This window comes from Bradyrhizobium sp. C9 (assembly GCF_002532045.1).
In the GTDB taxonomy this organism is placed as follows: Bacteria; Pseudomonadota; Alphaproteobacteria; order Rhizobiales; family Xanthobacteraceae; genus Bradyrhizobium.
Genome location: NZ_NWTG01000001.1, coordinates 371079 through 390703, shown reverse-complemented (window position 1 = coordinate 390703; position 19625 = coordinate 371079). Strand labels below are relative to the sequence as shown.

At 64.5% G+C, this 19625-nt stretch carries 18 protein-coding genes; 10 read left to right on the top strand and 8 right to left on the bottom strand.

What is annotated here, in order from left to right:
* Positions 1-119 precede the first annotated feature (119 nt).
* Positions 120-1187, top strand: a complete 1068-nt coding sequence (locus CO675_RS01760) for a helix-turn-helix domain-containing protein (protein WP_158231171.1) — start codon at positions 120-122, stop codon at positions 1185-1187.
* 74 nt (positions 1188-1261) lie between these two features.
* Here the strand turns inward: CO675_RS01760 and CO675_RS01755 are convergent, their stop codons facing one another.
* From CO675_RS01755 to CO675_RS01745, 3 genes are all read right to left on the bottom strand, one after another.
* Entirely contained in the window at positions 1262-2455 is a 1194-nt protein-coding gene (locus tag CO675_RS01755; RefSeq protein WP_097670300.1) for an aspartate kinase, read from the bottom strand.
* A gap of 39 nt (positions 2456-2494) precedes the next feature.
* Positions 2495-3724, bottom strand: a complete 1230-nt coding sequence (locus CO675_RS01750; protein WP_502693360.1) for a peptidase M15 — start codon at positions 3722-3724, stop codon at positions 2495-2497.
* Between the two features lie 324 nt (positions 3725-4048).
* Positions 4049-5011: an AraC family transcriptional regulator gene (locus tag CO675_RS01745; RefSeq protein WP_198964457.1), complete on the bottom strand. Its 963-nt coding sequence runs from the start codon at positions 5009-5011 to the stop codon at positions 4049-4051.
* A 215-nt stretch (positions 5012-5226) separates the two neighbouring features.
* Between CO675_RS01745 and CO675_RS01740 the strand changes: the two genes are divergently transcribed.
* Together CO675_RS01740 and CO675_RS01735 are read left to right on the top strand one after the other, a co-directional pair.
* Complete coding sequence (locus tag CO675_RS01740; RefSeq protein ID WP_097670297.1) at positions 5227-5997, top strand: alpha/beta fold hydrolase; 771 nt, start codon at positions 5227-5229, stop codon at positions 5995-5997.
* A gap of 82 nt (positions 5998-6079) precedes the next feature.
* On the top strand, positions 6080-6607 hold the full coding sequence (locus tag CO675_RS01735) for a hypothetical protein (RefSeq protein ID WP_097670296.1): 528 nt from the start codon (positions 6080-6082) through the stop codon (positions 6605-6607).
* Positions 6608-6665: 58 nt separating this feature from the next.
* Here CO675_RS01735 and CO675_RS01730 read toward each other — a convergent pair whose 3' ends face one another.
* A complete protein-coding gene (locus CO675_RS01730) occupies positions 6666-7343 on the bottom strand; it encodes a cysteine hydrolase family protein (protein WP_097670295.1) in 678 nt (225 codons plus the stop codon).
* 296 nt (positions 7344-7639) lie between these two features.
* Here CO675_RS01730 and CO675_RS01725 point away from each other — a divergent pair, with 296 nt between their 5' ends.
* Positions 7640-8653: a formamidase gene (locus tag CO675_RS01725; protein WP_097670294.1), complete on the top strand. Its 1014-nt coding sequence runs from the start codon at positions 7640-7642 to the stop codon at positions 8651-8653.
* Between the two features lie 19 nt (positions 8654-8672).
* Here CO675_RS01725 and CO675_RS01720 read toward each other — a convergent pair whose 3' ends face one another.
* Complete coding sequence (locus CO675_RS01720; RefSeq protein ID WP_097670293.1) at positions 8673-9746, bottom strand: YeiH family protein; 1074 nt, start codon at positions 9744-9746, stop codon at positions 8673-8675.
* Between the two features lie 86 nt (positions 9747-9832).
* On the opposite strand from CO675_RS01720, the gene CO675_RS01715 reads away from it, so the two are divergent.
* Positions 9833-10804, top strand: coding sequence for a LysR substrate-binding domain-containing protein (locus CO675_RS01715; RefSeq protein WP_097670292.1), 972 nt, complete (start codon positions 9833-9835; stop codon positions 10802-10804).
* Here the strand turns inward: CO675_RS01715 and CO675_RS01710 are convergent.
* The 3 genes from CO675_RS01710 to CO675_RS01700 all read right to left on the bottom strand — a co-directional run bounded on the left by CO675_RS01710 (position 10752) and on the right by CO675_RS01700 (position 13873).
* On the bottom strand, positions 10752-10973 hold the full coding sequence (locus CO675_RS01710; protein WP_097670291.1) for a hypothetical protein: 222 nt from the start codon (positions 10971-10973) through the stop codon (positions 10752-10754). The two genes, CO675_RS01715 and CO675_RS01710, sit on opposite strands and share 53 nt — an antisense overlap.
* 226 nt (positions 10974-11199) lie before the next feature.
* Positions 11200-12438 (bottom strand): ATP-binding protein, encoded by a 1239-nt coding sequence (locus CO675_RS01705; protein ID WP_097670290.1) that lies wholly within the window; start codon positions 12436-12438, stop codon positions 11200-11202.
* 151 nt (positions 12439-12589) lie between these two features.
* Positions 12590-13873 carry an allantoate amidohydrolase gene (locus CO675_RS01700; protein ID WP_097670864.1) on the bottom strand — a complete coding sequence of 428 codons (1284 nt, stop codon included), beginning with the start codon at positions 13871-13873 and terminating at the stop codon, positions 12590-12592.
* Between the two features lie 371 nt (positions 13874-14244).
* Between CO675_RS01700 and CO675_RS01695 the strand changes: the two genes are divergently transcribed.
* The 5 genes from CO675_RS01695 to CO675_RS01675 are packed head-to-tail and all read left to right on the top strand — an operon-like array spanning position 14245 to position 19616.
* Positions 14245-15354, top strand: coding sequence for a BMP family ABC transporter substrate-binding protein (locus tag CO675_RS01695; RefSeq protein ID WP_097670289.1), 1110 nt, complete (start codon positions 14245-14247; stop codon positions 15352-15354).
* Positions 15351-16460: an ABC transporter permease gene (locus CO675_RS01690; protein WP_097670288.1), complete on the top strand. Its 1110-nt coding sequence runs from the start codon at positions 15351-15353 to the stop codon at positions 16458-16460. Before CO675_RS01695 ends, CO675_RS01690 begins: the two co-directional genes overlap by 4 nt.
* A gap of 1 nt (position 16461) precedes the next feature.
* Complete coding sequence (locus CO675_RS01685) at positions 16462-17388, top strand: ABC transporter permease (protein WP_097670287.1); 927 nt, start codon at positions 16462-16464, stop codon at positions 17386-17388.
* A gap of 15 nt (positions 17389-17403) precedes the next feature.
* Positions 17404-18087: a biuret amidohydrolase gene (biuH, locus tag CO675_RS01680; protein WP_097670286.1), complete on the top strand. Its 684-nt coding sequence runs from the start codon at positions 17404-17406 to the stop codon at positions 18085-18087.
* Positions 18084-19616, top strand: a complete 1533-nt coding sequence (locus CO675_RS01675; protein WP_097670285.1) for an ABC transporter ATP-binding protein — start codon at positions 18084-18086, stop codon at positions 19614-19616. The genes biuH and CO675_RS01675 overlap by 4 nt, the downstream gene beginning before the upstream one ends.
* Positions 19617-19625: the final 9 nt, after the last annotated feature.

Genomic DNA, 19625 nt, shown 5'->3' with positions numbered 1-19625 from the left:
GCACGCCGAACAAGCTCCCTCGTCGACTCCCCGTACAGCGATGGCCGATCGAGCTTGGCTTGGCCTGGCGCGTCAAGGACTTGGGACAGAGACGTCAGCCCCAACCTTTTGAACCCAGCGTGGCGGATTTGACGTTCGTCAGGAGCGGGACACTCGTGCCACAATGCGGCAACACAGATCAGAGCACATACGCCGACGAGCCCATGATGTCAGAGTCCCCAGAGCCCACCACGCTCCGATTCTCGACCGCCGAATGGCCGGCGCAGAACCGGCTCGCGATATGGCGCGAAGCGATCGGACGCCGCGTCTTTCAATTCGACACGATGCCGTTGCATGACGGGCCGTTCCACGCCGAGACGACGGCGCAGGCGCTGCCCGAGCTGTGCTTTGGATCCTGGACCCTCGGCAATCTACGCACTGCCGTGACGCACGACCTGCTCGACGGCACCGACCACCTCATGCTCCGCATCTCGCTGAGCGGCACGCCCGTCCTATCGCACCGGGGTCGCGAGGTCACCGGCGCGGCCGGCGATGCGATCCTGATGTCGACCACGGAGCCGTGGGTGAGCATCTCTCCGTCGCTGACGCGCTTCCTCAGCCTGCGGCTGCGGCGCAACGCGCTAACGCCGCTCGTGTCGTATCCCGAAGATGCGCTGATGCGCCCGGTGCCGCGCGATACCGAGGCCTTGAAACTGCTGACCTTCTATCTCCAAAAGCTGATCCGCATGGAACCGATGTCGGCGCCCGAACTGCGGCAAGCCATCGTCACCCATATCTACGACCTCGTGGCGTTGGTGATCGGCGCCACCCGCGACGCGGCGGCTGTGGCGAAGGACCGGGGCTTGCGCGCCGCGCGGCTTGCCGCCGCCAAAGCCGACATCCATGCGCGTCTCTCTGATCTCGACCTCACGCTGATCACCGTCGCGGCACGTCAGAATCTCTCGCCGCGCAGTCTCCAGCGCCTGTTCGCCGACGAGGGAACGAGCTTCACCGAATTCGTCCTCAACGCCCGCCTGACGCAGAGCCATCGCCTGCTGACCAATCCGCGCTGGGGCGATCGCAACATCAGCAGCCTCGCGTTCGAAGCCGGATTCGGCGATCTGTCCTACTTCAACCGCACGTTCCGCCGCCGCTACGGCGCCTCCCCCTCCGACATCCGCGCCACGATGCGGCGTCGAGCGCGCTAGGCACGTGGGTCGCGTACATCGCGGAAGGTCCGGGTCGGGGCAATAGACGACATCGGCCCTTCATCAAGTTTCAACTAGATCAGCGAATGCAAGGCCCTGACCGCGGCCTCACGGCTTTCCGTCGGAACAAAGAAACTGACCGAATGCGATGACAAGACATACTTGTCGGCGATGATCCCGTGACGTTGCAGAATCTGAACCGCCTTGTACGGCAGGTCCGAAGAAATACCGCCGAAGCAAGTGAGGCTCACCGAACTGAGAGTCTCGCGCTGTTTGCGCAGGTCTTTGCTCCCCTCCAGCGTGCGCAGCAACGCGTCGAGCGTCTCCGAATCGGAAGTCATCATGATGCGGGTTTTTTCGGCGGCGAAAGCCGAGGCGAGGAGTTGCGGCCAAGGCAAGGCGTTTTGCTCGAGATGCAGCGCGAACTTCTCAAAGCCTTGATTGAGGTTCGCCGAATCGATCTCCACATGCTCAATGCGAGCCATCGAGTTGACGGCCAGGACTCTCCCGTTCTCCATGTCCGCGACCTCCTTCATCACTTGCGTGCTGTGTCGAGCGCCGCCCCACTTTCTCAAGACGAGGGGCACATTTCGGCTGTGGGCCAGCTCCACGCTGCGAAAATGCAGCACCTTGGCGCCCCAGAAGCACATTTCGGATAGGGATGCGAAATCCAGCTGACGCAAGGCTTTTGCATTTGCGACGATGCGCGGATCAGCCGAGCAAACTCCGTCGACCTCTTTGATAATCTCGCAGCACTCCGCTTGGAGTGCCGCAGCCATGGCGACCGCGGTGGTATCGCTGCCACCCCGGCCAAGCGTCGTGATTTCCTTGGTGAGCGGATTCACGCCCTGAAAGCCCGCCAGAACCACGATGCGTCCGCGATCGAGCTCTTCACGCACGCGAATCGGCCGCACATCCAGAATGCGTGCAGAGGAATGGGATCCATCGGTCATCACGCCGGCCTGACTGCCAGTAAAGCTGATCGCCGGCACGCCGAGATCAGACAGCGCCATGCTCATCAGGGACATGCTGATGCGCCCGCCGGTGGTCAATAACATATCGAGTTCGCGGCGATTGGGATGCGGGCTGACCTGATAGGCCATCCTGACGAGTTCGTCGGTGGTCTTGCCCATCGCTGAAACGATCGCCACGACACGATGGCCACGACCATGCAGATCGGCGACGCTGCTCGCGACTGCGCGGATCTTTGCCGGTGTTTCGAGACAGGCGCCGCCGTATTTTTGCACGATGGTGGTATTGCTAGGCATTCTTGCCCGCGTCGTGTTGAAAGGCGCAGCTGAACCGGATCAGATCGTTCTCCCTTTCGACGCTTTTGCGGTTTTTGATCGTTTCGCCACGACCTGCAGAGCGCCCCGGTTGCGCTTCTTGATATCCGCTTCCGCGCGCTGAGCTTTCGTCCCGCCGCGGTGAGCGGCGTATTCCTTGCCGTCTATCGGCGCGACATGCGGCGGATCTCGATCGAGATACGGTCGCCCGATTCCAAAATCCGGTCCGTGCGCATCGATCCATTTCCAAAGGGCCTCGGTGGAAACCCAACGCTCCGCCCGCGTCGCGCCTTTGACGCTCACGATATCGGCGGCAAGCCCGTGGCCATAGCCGCCACGGAAGCTTCCTCCATGGTACGACTTGTCGGACGCCGCCTTCAGGCCGCTCGCAATCGATTGACGGTAGTCATCGCGGAACGCGCTGGTGATGCCGGGCGACAACCCGGCCTGTTCGGCCGCGTAAAGCGCGTGAAACAGCTTGAGCCTGAAGCTCCGATCCACCCCTCCAATCACGTAGTCGATCATCGGCATGCCCATTCGTTCCGCCGCCTTCGGATCCTTCCACGTGAAATCGTTATCGACGCGCCTGGTGAACGTCCTGGTGACGGTCACCGTCTTGCGCTTCCTTTTGACCGTCACTTTCCGCTGCTCTTGCACGCTGATGGTGTCTTCCTTGGGCGTCCGCTCGTAGAGGGCCCACAAGTACCGGTCGATGCACAGATCAACGACGAGGCACTCTTCGAAAATATCCAGGGGTCTCGCGGCCTCCTTGGTGTCGCTCGACACCGGAGGCGTGCTCGCTATCGCCGTTTGCTCCGGCGATGTTTCGACCGGCAGCATCTGCGACGAATCCGGCAACGCAGCCACGACGATTGATTTCGGCTCGCTCGAGGTCGCTGTCGCGTCAGGGGCCGGCTGCGCCGGCATCGATTCAACCGCCATCGCCGCATCGGCGTAAGCGACAGCGCTGCCCATGACGCCGGCCCGCGGCGTGACGGTCGCGTCGGAGGCCGGCCGCGTCACGGGTTCGGCAGCCATCGCCACATCGGCGTTCACGTTGGCGACTGCAGCTGCCTGGTGCGTATCAGCCGGTTCGGCATTGGCGGCGAGAGATGATGCGAGTCCCTCGACGGGCACTGCTCCGGTGTTCCCGATGCCGGCAGAGCCGGCAAGCCAGGCAAAGAGCCAACCTGCGAGAACGACCGTCCCGCACAACTCCGGCGTCACCGTCGCAATTCGCCGCGGGTTCATCATCCCGAAGCCTCCAAAGGCTCGATCCGAGCCCTGTTGCACAGCCAAGCACCTGACGGCTTCGATCATTCGGATCAAAATGGAAACGCGCAATGGACGGACGCGGTTAACGCTACGCTTTTCCAGAAAGTGTTGCCCGACCGCAACGCGCGGTCGCTGGCAATCCGGCACGGAGGGAACGCGCCTTATTCGCGGCCGCAGCCCAGGTCGTGTACCGATAAAATGGGAAGCCGAGAAAAGCCCGGATGATGTCTCATCCAGCTGCCCAAGAGCGCACTTCGCGGAAAGTCCGAGCCGAGCCATGAGCGGACATCTGGGCCAAGGTCATTCGGCAACTGCTGCTTCCTGAACGTCCCCTTGCCTTCCTCCACCGTCGGATCGTCGAGCTGCTCGGTACCGGCCAGGCGATAGGCCGTGATGCCGGTGGAACAGCTTCGAAAACGCCGCCGCGGTCTCGTAACCGACCCGGCTTGCAATTCGTGCGATCGGCTCGTCGCTGGTTTCGAGCAGGAATGCCGCCTCTGCCATCCGGCGTTCGATGACATAGCGATGCATGGATTGGCCGACGAGCCTGGTGAAACGGGCCGAAAAAGCCGAGCGGCCGAGCCCCACACGCTGGCCGAGGTCGCTCAAGGCCCAGGGCTGCTCCGGGTTTTCGTGGATCAGCTTGAGTGCGGGCCCGATGTGCGGATCCGATATCGCCCCGAGCCACCCGCCTTCTCCGGGACCGAGGGACTTGATCCAGTTTCGCAGTACCTCGACAAAGAGCACTTCCGTCAATCGTGAGAGCGCGACGCGTTGGCCAGGACGCTCGAGCGCGGACTCGCTGACCATGCGACGCAGGATCGCCTCAAGCCACTCGCTGTCCGCCGTTGGCTTCAGCAGGAGCACGGGAGGCAGTAGCTCCAGCACGCTACCGAACAGCGGCCGTGAAACGGTGAAGTTGCCGCAGATCATGGTCGAGAGCGGCTTTGCACGACCGCCGTGACGAACGACGCCAAGACGCGGCGACGATCGATCGATATCGATGATCTGCAAAGGCTTGGCCCGGCGATCCGAATAAAACACATGCGGCTCGCCGCGGGTGATCACGACAAAATCACCCGCCGTCATCTGGATTTCCTGTCCCTGTCCCAGCGCAAGGGTCGCCGAACCGCGGCTGAGATAGTGAAACAGGGCGTAAGGGCGCGCCGGCAACTCCAGATTCCAGGGATGGCCGAGCTCGAAGTGAAAGAGCAGCGTCCCGCTGAGACGAACGCGATCGAGCACTTGGGCGAGTATGTCCATGCCGGCGAGATTAGAGCGGCGGACGATCCGACACAACATACGGACGATTGATCCCTATCGTCCGAAAGGCCGGCGGAATAGGTCACGTCGCGGCGGGCCGGCGTCACGTACGGCAACCATTTCGCCGATGGCAGATGGAAGAACCGCGACCTTGCTGGAAACGCCTGTCCATTCCTCCGGACCGTGTTCGTCCGATACGCCAATAGGAACAATCGATGCGAAATATCTTCCTCTCAGCCGCCGCCGTACTTCTGGCCGGAACGACATTGGTCGGCTCCGTCCATTCTGCCGAGTTGCCCAAGGGAGCAGCCCGCAACATCGTACTCGTGCACGGCGCTTTCGTGGACCAGACGAGTTGGCAGCCCGTTGCCGATATTCTCACGAAGAAAGGCTACAACGTCACGCTCGTCGAGAATCCGCTCACCTCCCTTGCCGCTGACGTCGATGCCACCAAGCAGGCGCTCGCCAAGCAGGACGGAAAGACCATCCTCGTCGGCCATTCCTGGGGTGGCGTGGTCATCACGCAGGCCGGTAACGATCCGAAGGTCTCGGCGCTCGTCTACGTCTCCGCTTTCGCGCCGGAGGTCGGTGAATCCCTCGCGTCGCTGGCAAAGGCCGGTCCGCCGACCGAAGGCGGCAACGCGATCCATCCCGACGCGAAGGGCAATTTGTACATCGATCCCAAGGTGTTTCCGTCAGCCGTCGCGGCCGACCTTCCTCCGGAAATCGCTGCGCACCTGGCCAACTCGCAGCTCCCGTTGAACCACGTTGCGTTCGAAGCCCCCGTCGACATTGCGGCCTGGCATGACAAGCCGACGTTCTACGTCATCAGCACCAAGGATAAAGTCGTCGCGCCCGAGGCCCAGAAGTCGTTCGCAGCCAGGATGAAGGCTCAGACGACGGAAGTCGCCGGCAGCCATGCCTCGCTCGTCGTGCATGCCAAGGAAGTCGCCGCGGTAATTGAAAAGGCCACACTCGCGAAGTGACGTTATCGCTCCCGGCGCGTTCGCGCCGGGAGCGATAACGCTCGCTCAAGGAATGCAGAACGCATCGAACGGAAACTCCTGCATGTACAAGACACTTCTTGCCACCATCGCTGTCTCAGCTCTCGCCACCGGGACTGTCGCGTCTGCTTCCGCCGTCAGGAAAGAGCCGCTGGATGCTGCGACCCTCAGCGCGATAAGATCGCGGTTCGGCAGGCTGATGGAATTGGCCAACAACCACGATTTCAAGGCTCTTCATGGAATGTTCTGGCAATCGCCCTCGACCCTGCTGGTGGCCAAGAGCGCGATCCCGTCCGAGGGGAACTGGGCCGGCTTTTGGGGCAACGAGGCGATTGATCAGAAGCTGCATGATATCGGCAGCTCCGGTCCGATCGTGCTCGAGCCAGATTATTCGAAGCTCAAGGTTGTCGGCCTGACGCGCAACGTCGCCGAGTCCTACGTGCCCATGAACATCACGGTCTCTTATGCGGGACAGGATGGAACAGCCAGGCCGTTTCTCATGATCATCAATTGGCTTCGCGTCGGAAAGGACTGGAAGATCGCTTCCGAAATCATCCTGCCGGTGCCGCCCGTACCCGCCGCGAAGGGCTAGGCACTTCGATCCGGCTATGGCGCACGTTGATGAGTGTGCGTCCTGATCTCATCATGCTCTACGCAGCGACCGCCTCCAGCACCGCGGCTGAATCGGTGACCCAACCGAAGATACCGCCCTGTGCCTTGATCATCTTCAGGCCCATCTCGTGGAACTCCGGAAAATAGGACGCGCAGCCGTCTGATATCACGACGCAGCGGTAGCCGCGGTCGTTGGCCTCGCGCACCGTGGTGTTGACGCAGACCTCGGTGGTGACGCCGCAGACCAGGAGATTCTCGATGCCGTATTTCTGTAGGATGTCGCCGAATTCGGTGGCGTAGAACGCGCCCTTGCCGGGCTTGTCGATCACGATCTCGCTGGCTAGCGGATAGAGCTCGGGGATGATGTCGTGGCCGGCTTCGCCTCGGATCAGTATCCGCCCCATCGGACCGGGATCGCCGATCCGAAGCGACGGCGCACCGCGCTCGAGTTTCGCTGGCGGTGCATCGGAGAGATCGGGCAGATGGCCCTCACGGGTATGCACCACGAGCAAGCCGGCCTCGCGCACCGCCGCGAGCACCGCGGCGATCGGCTGCACCGCGCGGGCAAGCTGGCTGACGTCATTGCCGAGCGTCTCGCCGAAGCCGCCAGGCTCCATGAAATCGCGCTGCATGTCGATGATGACGAGCGCGGTCTTGCTCCAGTCGAGCGTGATCGGCGCCGGCTCCGCCGCGATTGTCCCGCTTGAATTTGCCATGAAGCACGCCCCGAATGCGAGAAGACCTACATTTGATTAAGCAAACCGCGTGCCATTGCGCAATGATGCGGCTTGTGCCCTCAGCCGTCCGAAACGTCCGGCATCTCAATCTGTTGGGACATGCGCGCGGCCGTTCTCCGCGCCATCCTCCCAGGTTCTCACCGGCACCTGATTTGCCGGTTGTTCGATGTTGCTGGCATGATCGTTGCTAGCTCAGGGCCGGACGGGAGCCCGACCGAACGACAACAATCGTTCGCGAAAATGACAGCCCATTTCAAACAGGCGGGAGGACAGGCATGAATGGACTTGGCGGCCTCAACAAGTCACCCAATGGCGTGGTGATCGGACTGGTGCAGCTGCAGCTGCCCCTGGTCGCGACCAAGGCCGATCTGGCACGGCAGACCGAGCGCATCGTCTGGATGGTCGGCAAGGCGCGGCGCAATCTCGCCACCATGGATCTGGTCGTCTTCCCGGAATATTCGCTGCACGGCCTGTCGATGGACACCAACCCCGAGATCATGTGCCGGCTCGACGGCCCCGAAGTCGCGGCTTTCAAGCAGGCCTGCATCGGCAACAAGATCTGGGGCTGCTTCTCCATCATGGAGTTCAACCCGCACGGCAACCCCTACAATTCAGGGCTGATCATCGACGATCACGGCGAGATCAAGCTCTATTACCGCAAATTCCATCCCTGGATTCCGGTCGAGCCGTGGGAGCCGGGCGATATCGGCATTCCGGTGATCGCCGGTCCGAAGGGCGCGAAGATCGCGCTGATCATCTGCCACGACGGCATGTTCCCGGAGATGGCCCGCGAATGCGCCTACAAGGGCGCGGAGATCATGATCCGCACCGCAGGCTACACCGCGCCGATCCGCGACAGCTGGCGCTTCACCAACCAGGCCAACGCGTTCCAGAACCTGATGGTGACGGCCAATGTCTGCATGTGCGGCTCGGACGGGTCGTTCGACTCGATGGGCGAAGGCATGATCGTCAATTTCGACGGCAGCATCATCGCGCACGGCACCACGGGACGCGCCGACGAGATCATCACCGCCGAGGTGCGGCCCGACCTCGTGCGCGAGGCGCGGATGAACTGGGGCGTCGAGAACAACATCTATCAGCTGTGGCACCGCGGCTATGTCGCGGTGAAGGGCGGCGCGATGGATTGCCCCTACACCTTCATGCAGGACATGGTGTCCGGCCGCTTCCGCCTGCCGTGGGAAGATCAGGTCAAGGTCACCGACGGCACGTCGTGCGGCTTTGCCGCGCCGACCCGGCTATTCGGCAAGACCGCTAAGGCTGCCGAGTAGTCGGCGGCGCCCCTCGCGGCTACTTGAAGAAGTGCACGAGACCGATGCTGAGGCCCAGCAGCAGCATCAGCGACAGCGTGACTGCGGCCGTCACCCGGCCGCCGACGGTCGAGAGCACGCGGACATCGACGCCGAGCCCGAGCGCGGCCATCGAGACCACGGTGAGGATCGCCGCCGTCTTGGTCACCGGCGCGATCGCGATATCGGGCACCAGCTGGAACGAGCGCAGCGCGGCCAGCACCAGGAAGCCGATGATGAACCAGGGCACCAGCTTGAACGGGCTGATCGCGGCAGCCTTCGCAGGACCTTGCTCGGCGGTGCCGGCGGCCTTGCGCTGCCGCGCCACGAACAGCGAGAGGGCAACCACGATCGGGCCCAGCATCAGGACGCGCACCAGCTTCACCAGCGTGCCGATCTGGGTCGAGACGATGCCGGCCGGCACGGTCGCCGCCAGCACCTGTGGCACGGCGTAGACCGTCAGCCCGGCGAGGATGCCGTATTGCGTCGCCGTCAGCTTCAAGAGCGGGATCAGCAGCGGCAGGCCGAGCACCATCAGCACGCCGAGAATGGCGGTGAACGAGATCGACGAGGCGATGTCGTCGCCATCGGCCTCGATCACGGGCGCCACCGCGGCAATCGCGGAGTTGCCGCAGATCGAATTGCCGCAGGCGATCAGGATCGCGAGCTTGGCCTTGAGCCCGAGCAGGCGGGCGAGGCCATAGCTCACTGCCAGCATGATCACGACGGTCACGGCAATGGCGCCGATCAGCAGCCAGCCCGAGGCCAGGATCGCGGCGAAGCTGATGGACGCGCCGAGCAGCATCACCGCGACCTCGAGCAGCTGCTTGGCGCTGAAGGCAATGCCCGAACGCCAGCGCTCGGCGGGCTCCCAGGCGGTGCGGACCGCCATCCCGAGCAGGATCGCGACGACCAGGGCCTCGATATAGGGATGGTCGAAAACCCGCTCTTCGGCGGCCTGGACGCCGAGCGCGATGATCGTGACCACGCCGCAGAGCAGAATGCCCGGAATGAGCAGGAAAATGCGCTTCAGCGCCCCCTGCGTCTGCCCCTGATCTTGTTCTTGTTGCGGCACGAAATCCTCTTTTCAGAGAAGATTTTATGCGCCAGAGGGCGCCTCTTGGCTAATATCTTTTCGGACTGCCCCGATAGAGAGAAGTTATGTCCCTCAACCTGCATCTGCTCCGCCTGTTCGCGGCGGTGGCGAGAAGTGGAAGTTTCTCCCGCGCCGCCGATCTCCTGCACATCAGCCAGCCGGCGATCTCCAAGGGCGTGCGGGATTTCGAGCTGCAGGTCGGCTGCCGGCTGCTCGACCGCACGCCGAAGGGGGTACGGCCGACCCGGGAGGGCGCCGCACTGGCCCGCCATGCCGAGACGCTGTTCGCGGCCGAGCGCGCCGCCGAGGACGAATTGCAGGCGCTGCGCAACCTCGACAGCGGCTCGCTGCGGATCGGCGCCAGCACCACGATCGCGACCTACATGATCCCGGAATATCTCGGCGTGTTCCACCGCGCCTTTCCCGGCATCGACCTGCACGTCGTGAGCGCCAACACCTCTGACATCGCGGCGCTGATGCTGGGGCATGAGGTCGAGATCGCGCTAGTCGAGGGGCCGGTTGAGGACGAGAACCTGACCAGCGAAGCCTGGCGCACCGATGTGATGGTGCTGATCGCGGCTCCCGATCACCGCTTCGCGGCCGCCGCGGGCGCGATCGACGTCCGCCTGCTGAACGACGAGATCCTGATCGTGCGCGAGCCCGGCTCCGGCACCCGCGAGGTGGTCGCGCAGGCACTCGCCGCCCACCGGGTCGAGCCACAGCGAACCTTGGAAATCGGCAGCACCGAGGCGATCAAGCAGGCGGTGGCATCAGGCGTCGGCGTCGCCATCGTGTCGATCGCGACGATCGACGATCAGGTGCAGCTTGGAAAACTCAAGGTGATCCCGATCAAGGGCGTCCATATCGAGCGCACGCTGTGGCAATTGAAATCGCCCGGCCGGCTGGACGTGCCGGCGGCGGTCGCGTTCGAGGGGATCATTCGAGAGACAAAGGGCGCGAAGACGGCGCCGCGGACGCCGGCGGCTAGAGCGCGGCGAACAGACCCTGCACCCACGCAACGGCATGCTCGAAGCTGAACACGCCGGGCTCGAAATACACCGCGCGCGCCAACACGATGCCGACCACCAGCACCCAGAACACGCTGGTGCCCGCGGTCTTCAGCCATTTCGACACGCCCTCGCTCGCGGCCGAAGAATCGACCGCGGGAACCGGCTCGCCGAAGGGATCGAATGCGGATTGGCTCATCGTCGTACCATCAGGGAATACCGCAACAATGTCGCGACGACGGGGGCGGAAGCAAGGGTCGTGGAATGCCTTTTGCGGCTCCAGGCTGGAAGGACCTTTCGTTCGAGTGGAGCCGAGTAGAGTTTTCTTCTCCGGCGGCTAGAAATAGCCTCGCGGCCACCTTCCGAGATCGCACGCCACAAACTCCGTGTCGTTCCTGCGAAAGCAGGGACGACTATCTTTGCAGTCAGCCATCGGTGCCGCGCTGCGGAGCCAGGCGCGGCAGCGTGATCCGGACGCGCGTCCCCATGCCCGGGGCACTGTCCAGATGGAGCTCACCGCCGAGCCGGTTCGTGACGATGTTGTGCACGATGTGGAGGCCGAGCCCGATCCTGCCGATGTCGCGGCGCGTGGTGAAGAATGGATCGAAGGCCTGCCGCAGCACATCACGGCTCATCCCGCAGCCATCGTCGGCGAACAGGATTTCCACCTGGTCCTGACCCGACAGGCGCAGCCGGATCGTGATGGTGCCGCCCTTGCCGTCCGGAAACGCGTGCGCGACCGAATTGACGAACAGATTGGTCAGCGCCTGGCCGTAGGGGCCGGGATAGCTGTTCATCGCAAGACCAGACGGACAATCGACGTCGAGCGCCAGATTGTTCTTCGGCAACGCCGGACGCAGGTTCGAGAGCACCTGCTCGGTCACCTCGCCGAGATCGAACTGGCTGCGGTCGAAATAGCTCCGATCGACGGCCACCTGCTTGAACGATTGCACCAGATCGGCGGCGCGCTTGAGGTTGCCGACCAGCAGTGCCGACGCGCTTTCGACGACTTCGATGAAATCGCTGAGGCTGGAGCGCTTCAGCTTGCCGCGCGCGGCCTCGGCAGCGAAGTCGGCGCATTTCTGCTCCAGCACCGAGGCGACCGTGAGGCTGGTGCCGACCGGACTGTTGATCTCGTGCGCGACACCGGCCACCAGCCGGCCCAGCGCCGCGAGCTTCTCGGCCTCGATCAGCGAGGCCTGGGTCTCCTGCAGATGATGCAGGGCCTTCTCGGCCGCATCCCGCGCGGCGCGGATCTCGCGTTCGCTGCGCTTGCGGTCGGTGATCTCTTCGGCGGCAACGTTGACGCCGACGATGCTGCCGTTCGGCTCGCGCTGCGGATGCCAATGCGTGATCCAGCATCGCTCATCATTGTGGCCCGGGCGCTGGCCGTAGACCTCCACGCCGGTCACGGGCGCTCCGGTTTCCATGATCGAGCGGACGATGTCCTCGACCGCGGAGGCGAGTCCGGGCACGCAATCGTGCACCGTGCGTCCGAGATGACCCTCGACCGAAATGCCGCAGATTTCGGTGAGGCGCTGGTTGATCTGAAGGTAACGGCAATCGGGAGAGAGGTAGGCAAGACCGATCGGTGCAGTGTCATAGATCAGCTGCAGCGCCGGTTGTTTCGGGAACTGAACGTCCTGGACGACGGACGAGCGCATGTCCTTCCCCCCGTTCGGGCAAGTCTAGCGATTTGGATCCGGGGCGCAAATAGGCTCGGCCGAGCTGGAAACGGCGGTCCAATCTGTCCGGATTCGGCACGGATCGGGCGACAGCAGACTGGCGCTATACGGGCCGCCAGGTGCGGCGGTCTCAGCTATTCACTGCACCGTGCGGACGAAAATTCTCGATGAAGCGCAGCAGCACCCGCGCGCCGGTGTCGGCGTCGGCGAGTTCGACATGCTCGGCGGGATTATGGCTGATCCCGCCGCGGCAACGCACGAAGATCATGCCGATGTCGGCGACATCGACCATCGCCATGCCGTCGTGCCCGGCCCCGCTCGGCAGCTCGAACACGGCATGGCCCTCGCTAGCTACCGCCTCGGCGATCTGCGCCTTCAGCCACGGCGCACAGGGCACGCTGCGGTTCTCGTGGGTGACGTCGATCTGCAAGGCGAGGTCGCGGCGCTTTGCGATTGCCTCGATTTGCCGCACGATGTCGGCGACGGCGCGCTTGCGGTGCATGTCGCTCTGCGAGCGGATGTCCATCGTGAACGACACCTTGCCTGGGATCACGTTGGTGGCACCGGGCATGGCGCTGATATAGCCGACGGTACCTACGAGACCAGCCTCATCGCTGTTGCAGAACTGCTCGATCGCAACGATGCATTCGGCAGCGCCCGTCAGCGCATCGCGCCGCAGCTTCATCGGCACGGTGCCGGCATGGCCGGCGACGCCGGTGAGATTGGCGGCAAGCCGCGTCGCCCCTGAAATCGCGGTGACGACGCCGACCGGCAGCGCCTGCTGTTCCAGCACGGGGCCCTGCTCGATGTGCAGCTCGACATAGCCGAGCAGTTCGCGGCGGGCGCGCGCCGCCTTGCCGATATGGTCGGGGTCGAGCCCGAAGGCGATCAGCGCATCGCGCATCGACGTGCCGGCGCGATCGCGCGTGTTGAGCACGCTCTCGTCGAAGGTGCCGGCTACCGCGCGGCTGCCGAGCAGGGTCGACGCAAAGCGCACGCCCTCCTCGTCGGCGAAGCCGACGATCTCGATCGCGAACGGCAGCCGCTTGCCGCGCCGGTTCAGATCGGCAACGCAGGCGATCGCGGTGATGACGCCGAGCGGCCCGTCCCATCGGCCGGCATCGCGCACGGTGTCGTAATGCGAGCCGAGCATCAGGGCCAGCAGGCCCGGCCGCTCGCCTTCGTAGCGGCCGCAGACATTGCCGATCGCATCGAGATGCGCGCTCATGCCGGCCTCGCGCATCCAGGACAGGATCAGATCGGCCGCCCTGCGATGCTCGTCGGTGAGGAAGACGCGCGCCAGATGCTCCGGCGTCTCCGAGATCGCCGCGAGCTGATCGATCCGCGCCACGATCTCGTCGCCGAGGGAAGACGGGTTTGAGGACGGATTCGAGGACGGTCTTGTCTCACTCATGCTGTTTCCCATCGGTCCAACCCGGCGCCGGAGCCCGCTTCACTGGTAGCAGGCCCGGTCCGATTCACCAGCCGGCAAATGCCGCCGTCTGCGACGCTGCGGGCCCGGCTCGCATCGACCGCTCGGCGGTTAGCGGTTGCTTAACGGCATTGCATACAACGAAGAATGATCGCCCATAAATTAGGCATGATTGGTGTTGCCGATTCCAAAGGCGAACCACACCGATCATCATTCGTATTCACAATCAGCTACTTACGGAACTGTGACTGCCAAACGTGCTCTGGCACGAAGCTTGCGACACTCGGTCAAGCGCCGCCGTTACGGCGGCTGCGACAAGGACAGGCGGGCCGGCCCCGCCGGAGGGAGCAGCGATGGATTTTGGCAGGATTTCAAGAAGGCATTTGTTGCAGGGAAGCGCGGCGCTGGCATTGGGCAGCACGCTCGGAATTCGCGGCGCGGCGGCAGCGGAAACCACGGTCGGCTTCATCTATGTCGGGTCCCGTGACGACTACGGCTACAACCAGGCCCACGCCCAGGGCGCGGCGGCGGTGAAGAAGCTGCCCGGCATCAAGGTGGTCGAGGAAGAGAAGGTGCCGGAGACCGACGCGGTCGAGAAGACCATCGAGTCCATGGTCAATCTCGACGGCGCCACGCTGCTGTTTCCGACCTCGTTCGGCTACTACAACCCGCACGTCGTCAAGATGGCGGCCAAGTTTCCCAAGCTGCACTTCGAGCATTGCGGCGGCCTTTGGACCGACAAGGACCCGAAGAACGCCGGCAGCTATTTCGGCTACATCGACGAGGCGCAATACATCTCCGGCATCGTCGCCGGCTATTCGACCAAGAGCGGCAAGCTCGGCTTCGTTGCGGCCAAGCCGATCCCGCAGGTGCTGCGCAACATCAACGCGTTCACGCTCGGCGCCCGGCTCGCCAATCCGAAGGCGACCACGCAGGTGATCTTCACCGGCGACTGGTCGATGCCGGTCAAGGAAGCCGAAGCGACCAACAGCCTGATCGACCAGGGCGTCGACGTGCTGACCTGCCATGTCGACGGACCGAAGACGATGGTCGAGAACGCCGCGCGCCGCGGCGCGATGGTCTGCGGCTATCACGTCAACCAGTCGCCGCTGGCGCCGAAGGCCTATCTCACCGGCGCCGAATGGAACTGGGAAGCGCTCTATCCGAAGTTCGTCAAGATGATCGTCGCGGGTGAAGCGATCCCGAACTTCTATCGCGGCGGCCTCAAGGAAGAGATCGTCAAGGTCTCGCCCTATGGCGAGATGGTCTCGGCGGAAGCCCGTAAGCATGCCGACGACGTCAAGGCCAAGTTCATGTCCGGCGAGTTCACGATCTTCAAGGGCCCGCTGGTCGACAACAAGGGCAAGACGGTGATCGCTTCCGGCACCGATCGCGGCCAGCAGGATCCCGAGCTCGAGAAGATGGATTATCTGGTCGAGGGCGTGATCGGAGCCACCGCGTGACGACCGAGGCGGCGGAATCGGTGGAGGCGGCCGGCGTTGCTCCGGCTGCCGATCCCGGCTTCCTCCAGCGCTACGGCGCAAGCATCGAATACATCCTGATCCCAGGCGCGGCGCTGGTCGGCGCGCTCGCGGTGTTCGGCGGCTTCATCGCACTCTACGGCAAGAACCCGCTCGACCTCTATTTCTACATGTACTACGGCGCGTTCGGGACCTGGTTCTCCTGGCAGAACACGCTGACCCGCGCAGCGCCCTTGATCCTGACCGCGCTGTGCACGGCGCTGCCGGCGCAACTCGGCATGGTGATCATCGGCGGCGAAGGCGCGCTGTTGATCGGCGCGCTGTCGGCAACATCGGCGGCGCTGGCGTTGCAGGGCGCCGCCCCGATCGTGGTGCAGATCGCGATGGTGATCGCGGGCATGATCGGCGGCGGCCTCTGGATCACGCTGTCCGGCGGCCTCCGGCAATATCGCGGGGTCAACGAGACGATATCGAGCCTGCTGCTGGTCTATATCGCGCTCGCAATTTTGAACCATCTGGTCGAGGGACCGATGCGCGATCCGGCGAGCCTCAACAAGCCGTCGACGCGCGAGATCGGCGCCACCAACATGATCGGCAGCATTCCCGGCACCGACGTGCATTGGGGCCTGGTGTTCGGCCTCGTCGCGGCTGTGGCCGCCTACGTCCTGATCTATCACACGACCTTCGGGTTCGCCGCGCGCGTCGCCGGCGGCAACATCCGCGCCGCCAAGATCGTGGGGCTTTCCGTCGGCAAGCTGATCCTGACCGTCTGCTTCCTCGCCGGCAGCAGCGCGGGACTGGCCGGCATGATCGAGGTCGCGGCCGTGCAGGGCCGCACCAATGCCAACCTCGCCGCGGGCTACGGCTTCACCGGCATCCTCGTTGCATTCCTGGCGCGGCAGAATCCGCTCGCGATCATTCCGGTGGCGATCCTGCTCGGCGGCATCTCGGCCTCCGGCGGCCTGCTGCAGCGGCGGCTCGGCCTGCCCGATGCTTCGGTGCTGGTGCTGCAAGGCATCATCTTCGTGTTCGTGCTGGCAAGCGACGCGCTCTACGGGCGCATCGGCTTCCTCAAGGGAAAGACCTGACATGGCGGACGCTTCGCTCGGGCTCTGGACCGTTCCGCTCGCCGTATTCGGCGGCGCCATCCGCGTCTCGACGCCGTTCCTGTTCGTCAGCCTCGGCGAATGCATCACCGAGAGGAGCGGCCGCATCAATCTCGGCCTCGAAGGCACGCTGGTGATGGGCGCAATGAGCGCCTACGGAATCTCCTATCTGTCCGGCTCGCCATGGCTTGGCGTGCTCGCCGCCGGCATCACCGGCGCGTTGTTCGGCGCGCTGCATGCCGGCATCTGCTCGCTGCCGCGGGTCAACGATATCGCCGTCGGCATCGCGCTGATGCTGCTCGGCACCGGTTTGGCCTTCTTCCTCGGCAAGCCGCTGATCGAGCCGACCGCGGCAAGGCTGCCGGCGATCGATTTCGGCTGGTGGAGCGACATCCCGCAAGTGCGCGCGGCGCTGCGCATCAACGTGCTGTTCCTGATCGGCGTCGCGATCGCGCCGCTGCTCTATTGGGCGTTCAGGACCACGCGCTGGGGCCTGTTGATCCGCACCGCCGGCGAGAGCGCGGACGCAGCGCGCGCGATGGGCCATTCCGTGCTGCTGATCCGGCTGCGCGCCACCATGGTCGGCGGCTTCCTCGCCGGCATCGGCGGCTCGTTCCTGTCGCTGTTCTATCCGGGCAGCTGGAACGAAGGGCTCTCCTCGGGACAGGGTATCACCGCAGTGGCGCTGGTGATCTTCGCGCGCTGGGATCCGATGCTGTGCCTGTGGGCCTCGCTCGCGTTCGGCGGCGCCGCCGCGCTCGGGCCCGCGCTGCAATCGGTCGGCGTCACCTCCGGCTATCATCTGTTCAACGCCGCGCCCTACATCCTGACGCTTGCGATCATGATCATCACCTGCTCGCCGAAGCGCACGCTGACCGGCGCGCCCGCCGAATTGTCCATCACCCGATAGACCGCGAGATCATTCATGCCCGAGCGCTTCATCAAGTCCGAGCCCTACGCCTGGCCCTACAATGGCGATTTGCGGCCAGAGAACACCGCGCTCATCATCATCGACATGCAGACCGACTTCTGCGGCGTCGGCGGCTATGTCGACAAGATGGGCTACGACCTCTCGCTGACGCGGGCGCCGATCGAGCCGATCAGGAAGCTGCTCGCGGTGATGCGCGCGCAGGGCTTTCACATCATCCATACCCGCGAAGGCCACCGCCCTGATCTGGCCGACCTGCCCGCCAACAAGCGCTGGCGCTCGCGCCAGATCGGCGCCGGCATCGGCGATCCCGGCCCCTGCGGCCGCATCCTGGTGCGCGGCGAACCGGGCTGGGAGATCATCCCCGATCTCGCGCCGTTGCCGGGCGAGCCCATCATCGACAAGCCGGGAAAAGGCTCGTTCTGCGCCACCGACCTCGAGCTGATGCTGCGGCTGCGCGGCATCGAGAACATCGTGCTGACCGGCATCACCACCGACGTCTGCGTGCATACCACGATGCGCGAGGCCAACGACCGCGGCTTCGAATGCGTGCTGGTCGAGGATTGCTGCGGCGCGACCGACAAAAGCAATCACGACCATGCGCTGAAGATGATCAAGATGCAGGGCGGCGTGTTCGGCGCGGTGACGAAATCCACCGACCTGATCGGGGCGCTGTCGTGATCATCGGCGAACCGCCCGCCCCCACAGGCGCGTTCGGCGTCGACGCCATCGCCATGACGATGCGGTTCGGCGACTTCCTGGCGCTCGACAATGTCGAGCTCAAGGTGCGTCCGGGCTCGTTCCACGCTTTGCTCGGTGAGAACGGCGCGGGCAAGAGCACGCTCGTGAAATGCATCATGGGCTATTACCACGCCACCGAAGGCGAGATCATCGTCGGCGATCGCCAGCAGGCCATCGCCAATCCCAAGGACGCCCACGCGCTCGGGCTCGGCATGGTCTACCAGCATTTTACGCTGGTGCCGGCGATGACGGTCGCCGAGAATTTGGTGCTGGCGCGCGACGACGTGCCGGCCGTGGTCGACTGGCGCAAGGAGAAGAAGGAACTCGAGGCCTTCCTGGCGCGGATGCCGTTCAAGGTGCCGCTCGATGCAAAAGTCTCCGATATCTCCGCCGGTGAACGGCAGAAATGCGAGATCCTCAAGCAGCTCTATCTGAAGCGCCGCTTCCTGATCCTGGACGAGCCGACCTCGGTGCTGACGCCGGGCGAGGCCGACGAGGTGCTCGGCATGCTGCGCGCGATGGTGGTCGCGGGCGAACTCACCATCCTGATGATCACACACAAGTTCCGCGAGGTGATGGCGTTTGCCGATGACGTGACGATCCTGCGCCGCGGCAAGCTCGCCGGTACCGGCCGGGTCGCCGACCTCACCCCGGACGAGATGGCCCGCACCATGATCGGCGCCGAGCAGCTGACCGTGCAACCGCCGCGCACCGGCGAGACCGGCACGCCACGGCTCGAGCTCGACAAGCTCACCGCGCTGGACGATGCTGGCGCGATTGCCGTGCACGGCGTGTCGCTGACGGTGAAGAGTGGCGAGATCGTCGGTATCGCCGGCGTCTCCGGCAACGGCCAGCGTCAGCTCGTAGAAGTGCTGGCCGGCCAGCGCGACGCCGAGGGCGGCGTCATCCGCGTCCAGGGCGAGACCTATGCGGCAAGCCGCGAGGAGATGCGCCGGCACAAGATGTCGCTGTTGCCGGAAGAGCCGCTGAAGAACGCCTGCGTCGGCGGCATGAGCGTTGCCGACAACATCGCGTTCCGCGAGTTCGACCGCACCCCGTTCGCGCGCGGCGGCTGGTGGCTGAATCGGTCGGCGTTCCGCGAGGACGCCGAGCGCAAGATCAACCGCTACAAGATCAAGACCCGCACGCCGGAGACGCCGATCGCGGCGCTATCAGGCGGCAATGTGCAGCGCGCGGTGCTGGCGCGCGAGCTCTGGGGCGACGTCGAGGTGCTGATCGCCGCCAATCCCTGCTTCGGGCTGGACTTCGCCGCGGTGGCGCAGATCCACGCCGAGATCATGGCGGCCCGCAACCGCGGCGCCGCGGTGTTGCTGGTCAGCGAAGACCTCGACGAGCTGCTGGAATTGTCGGACCGGCTGGTCGTGATGTTCCACGGCGCATTTGTCCATGAGGCCCGTGCCAGCGAAGCCGACCTCACGGAGATCGGCCGGCACATGGCCGGCCACTGACATTCCAAG

Excerpts from the sequence above, each read along its gene's own strand:
- CO675_RS01715 (WP_097670292.1), top strand. The coding sequence starts at position 9,833 with ATGTCCCTCAACCTGCATCTGCTCCGCCTGTTCGCGGCGGTGGCGAGA.
- CO675_RS01725 (WP_097670294.1), top strand. The coding sequence starts at position 7,640 with ATGAATGGACTTGGCGGCCTCAACAAGTCACCCAATGGCGTGGTGATC.
- CO675_RS01730 (WP_097670295.1), bottom strand. The coding sequence starts at position 7,343 with ATGGCAAATTCAAGCGGGACAATCGCGGCGGAGCCGGCGCCGATCACG.
- CO675_RS01700 (WP_097670864.1), bottom strand. The coding sequence starts at position 13,873 with ATGAGTGAGACAAGACCGTCCTCGAATCCGTCCTCAAACCCGTCTTCC.
- CO675_RS01695 (WP_097670289.1), top strand. The coding sequence starts at position 14,245 with ATGGATTTTGGCAGGATTTCAAGAAGGCATTTGTTGCAGGGAAGCGCG.
- CO675_RS01705 (WP_097670290.1), bottom strand. The coding sequence starts at position 12,438 with ATGCGCTCGTCCGTCGTCCAGGACGTTCAGTTCCCGAAACAACCGGCG.
- CO675_RS01745 (WP_198964457.1), bottom strand. The coding sequence starts at position 5,011 with ATGGACATACTCGCCCAAGTGCTCGATCGCGTTCGTCTCAGCGGGACG.
- biuH (WP_097670286.1), top strand. The coding sequence starts at position 17,404 with ATGCCCGAGCGCTTCATCAAGTCCGAGCCCTACGCCTGGCCCTACAAT.
- CO675_RS01710 (WP_097670291.1), bottom strand. The coding sequence starts at position 10,973 with ATGAGCCAATCCGCATTCGATCCCTTCGGCGAGCCGGTTCCCGCGGTC.
- CO675_RS01740 (WP_097670297.1), top strand. The coding sequence starts at position 5,227 with ATGCGAAATATCTTCCTCTCAGCCGCCGCCGTACTTCTGGCCGGAACG.
- CO675_RS01750 (WP_502693360.1), bottom strand. The coding sequence starts at position 3,724 with ATGAACCCGCGGCGAATTGCGACGGTGACGCCGGAGTTGTGCGGGACG.
- CO675_RS01755 (WP_097670300.1), bottom strand. The coding sequence starts at position 2,455 with ATGCCTAGCAATACCACCATCGTGCAAAAATACGGCGGCGCCTGTCTC.
- CO675_RS01685 (WP_097670287.1), top strand. The coding sequence starts at position 16,462 with ATGGCGGACGCTTCGCTCGGGCTCTGGACCGTTCCGCTCGCCGTATTC.
- CO675_RS01735 (WP_097670296.1), top strand. The coding sequence starts at position 6,080 with ATGTACAAGACACTTCTTGCCACCATCGCTGTCTCAGCTCTCGCCACC.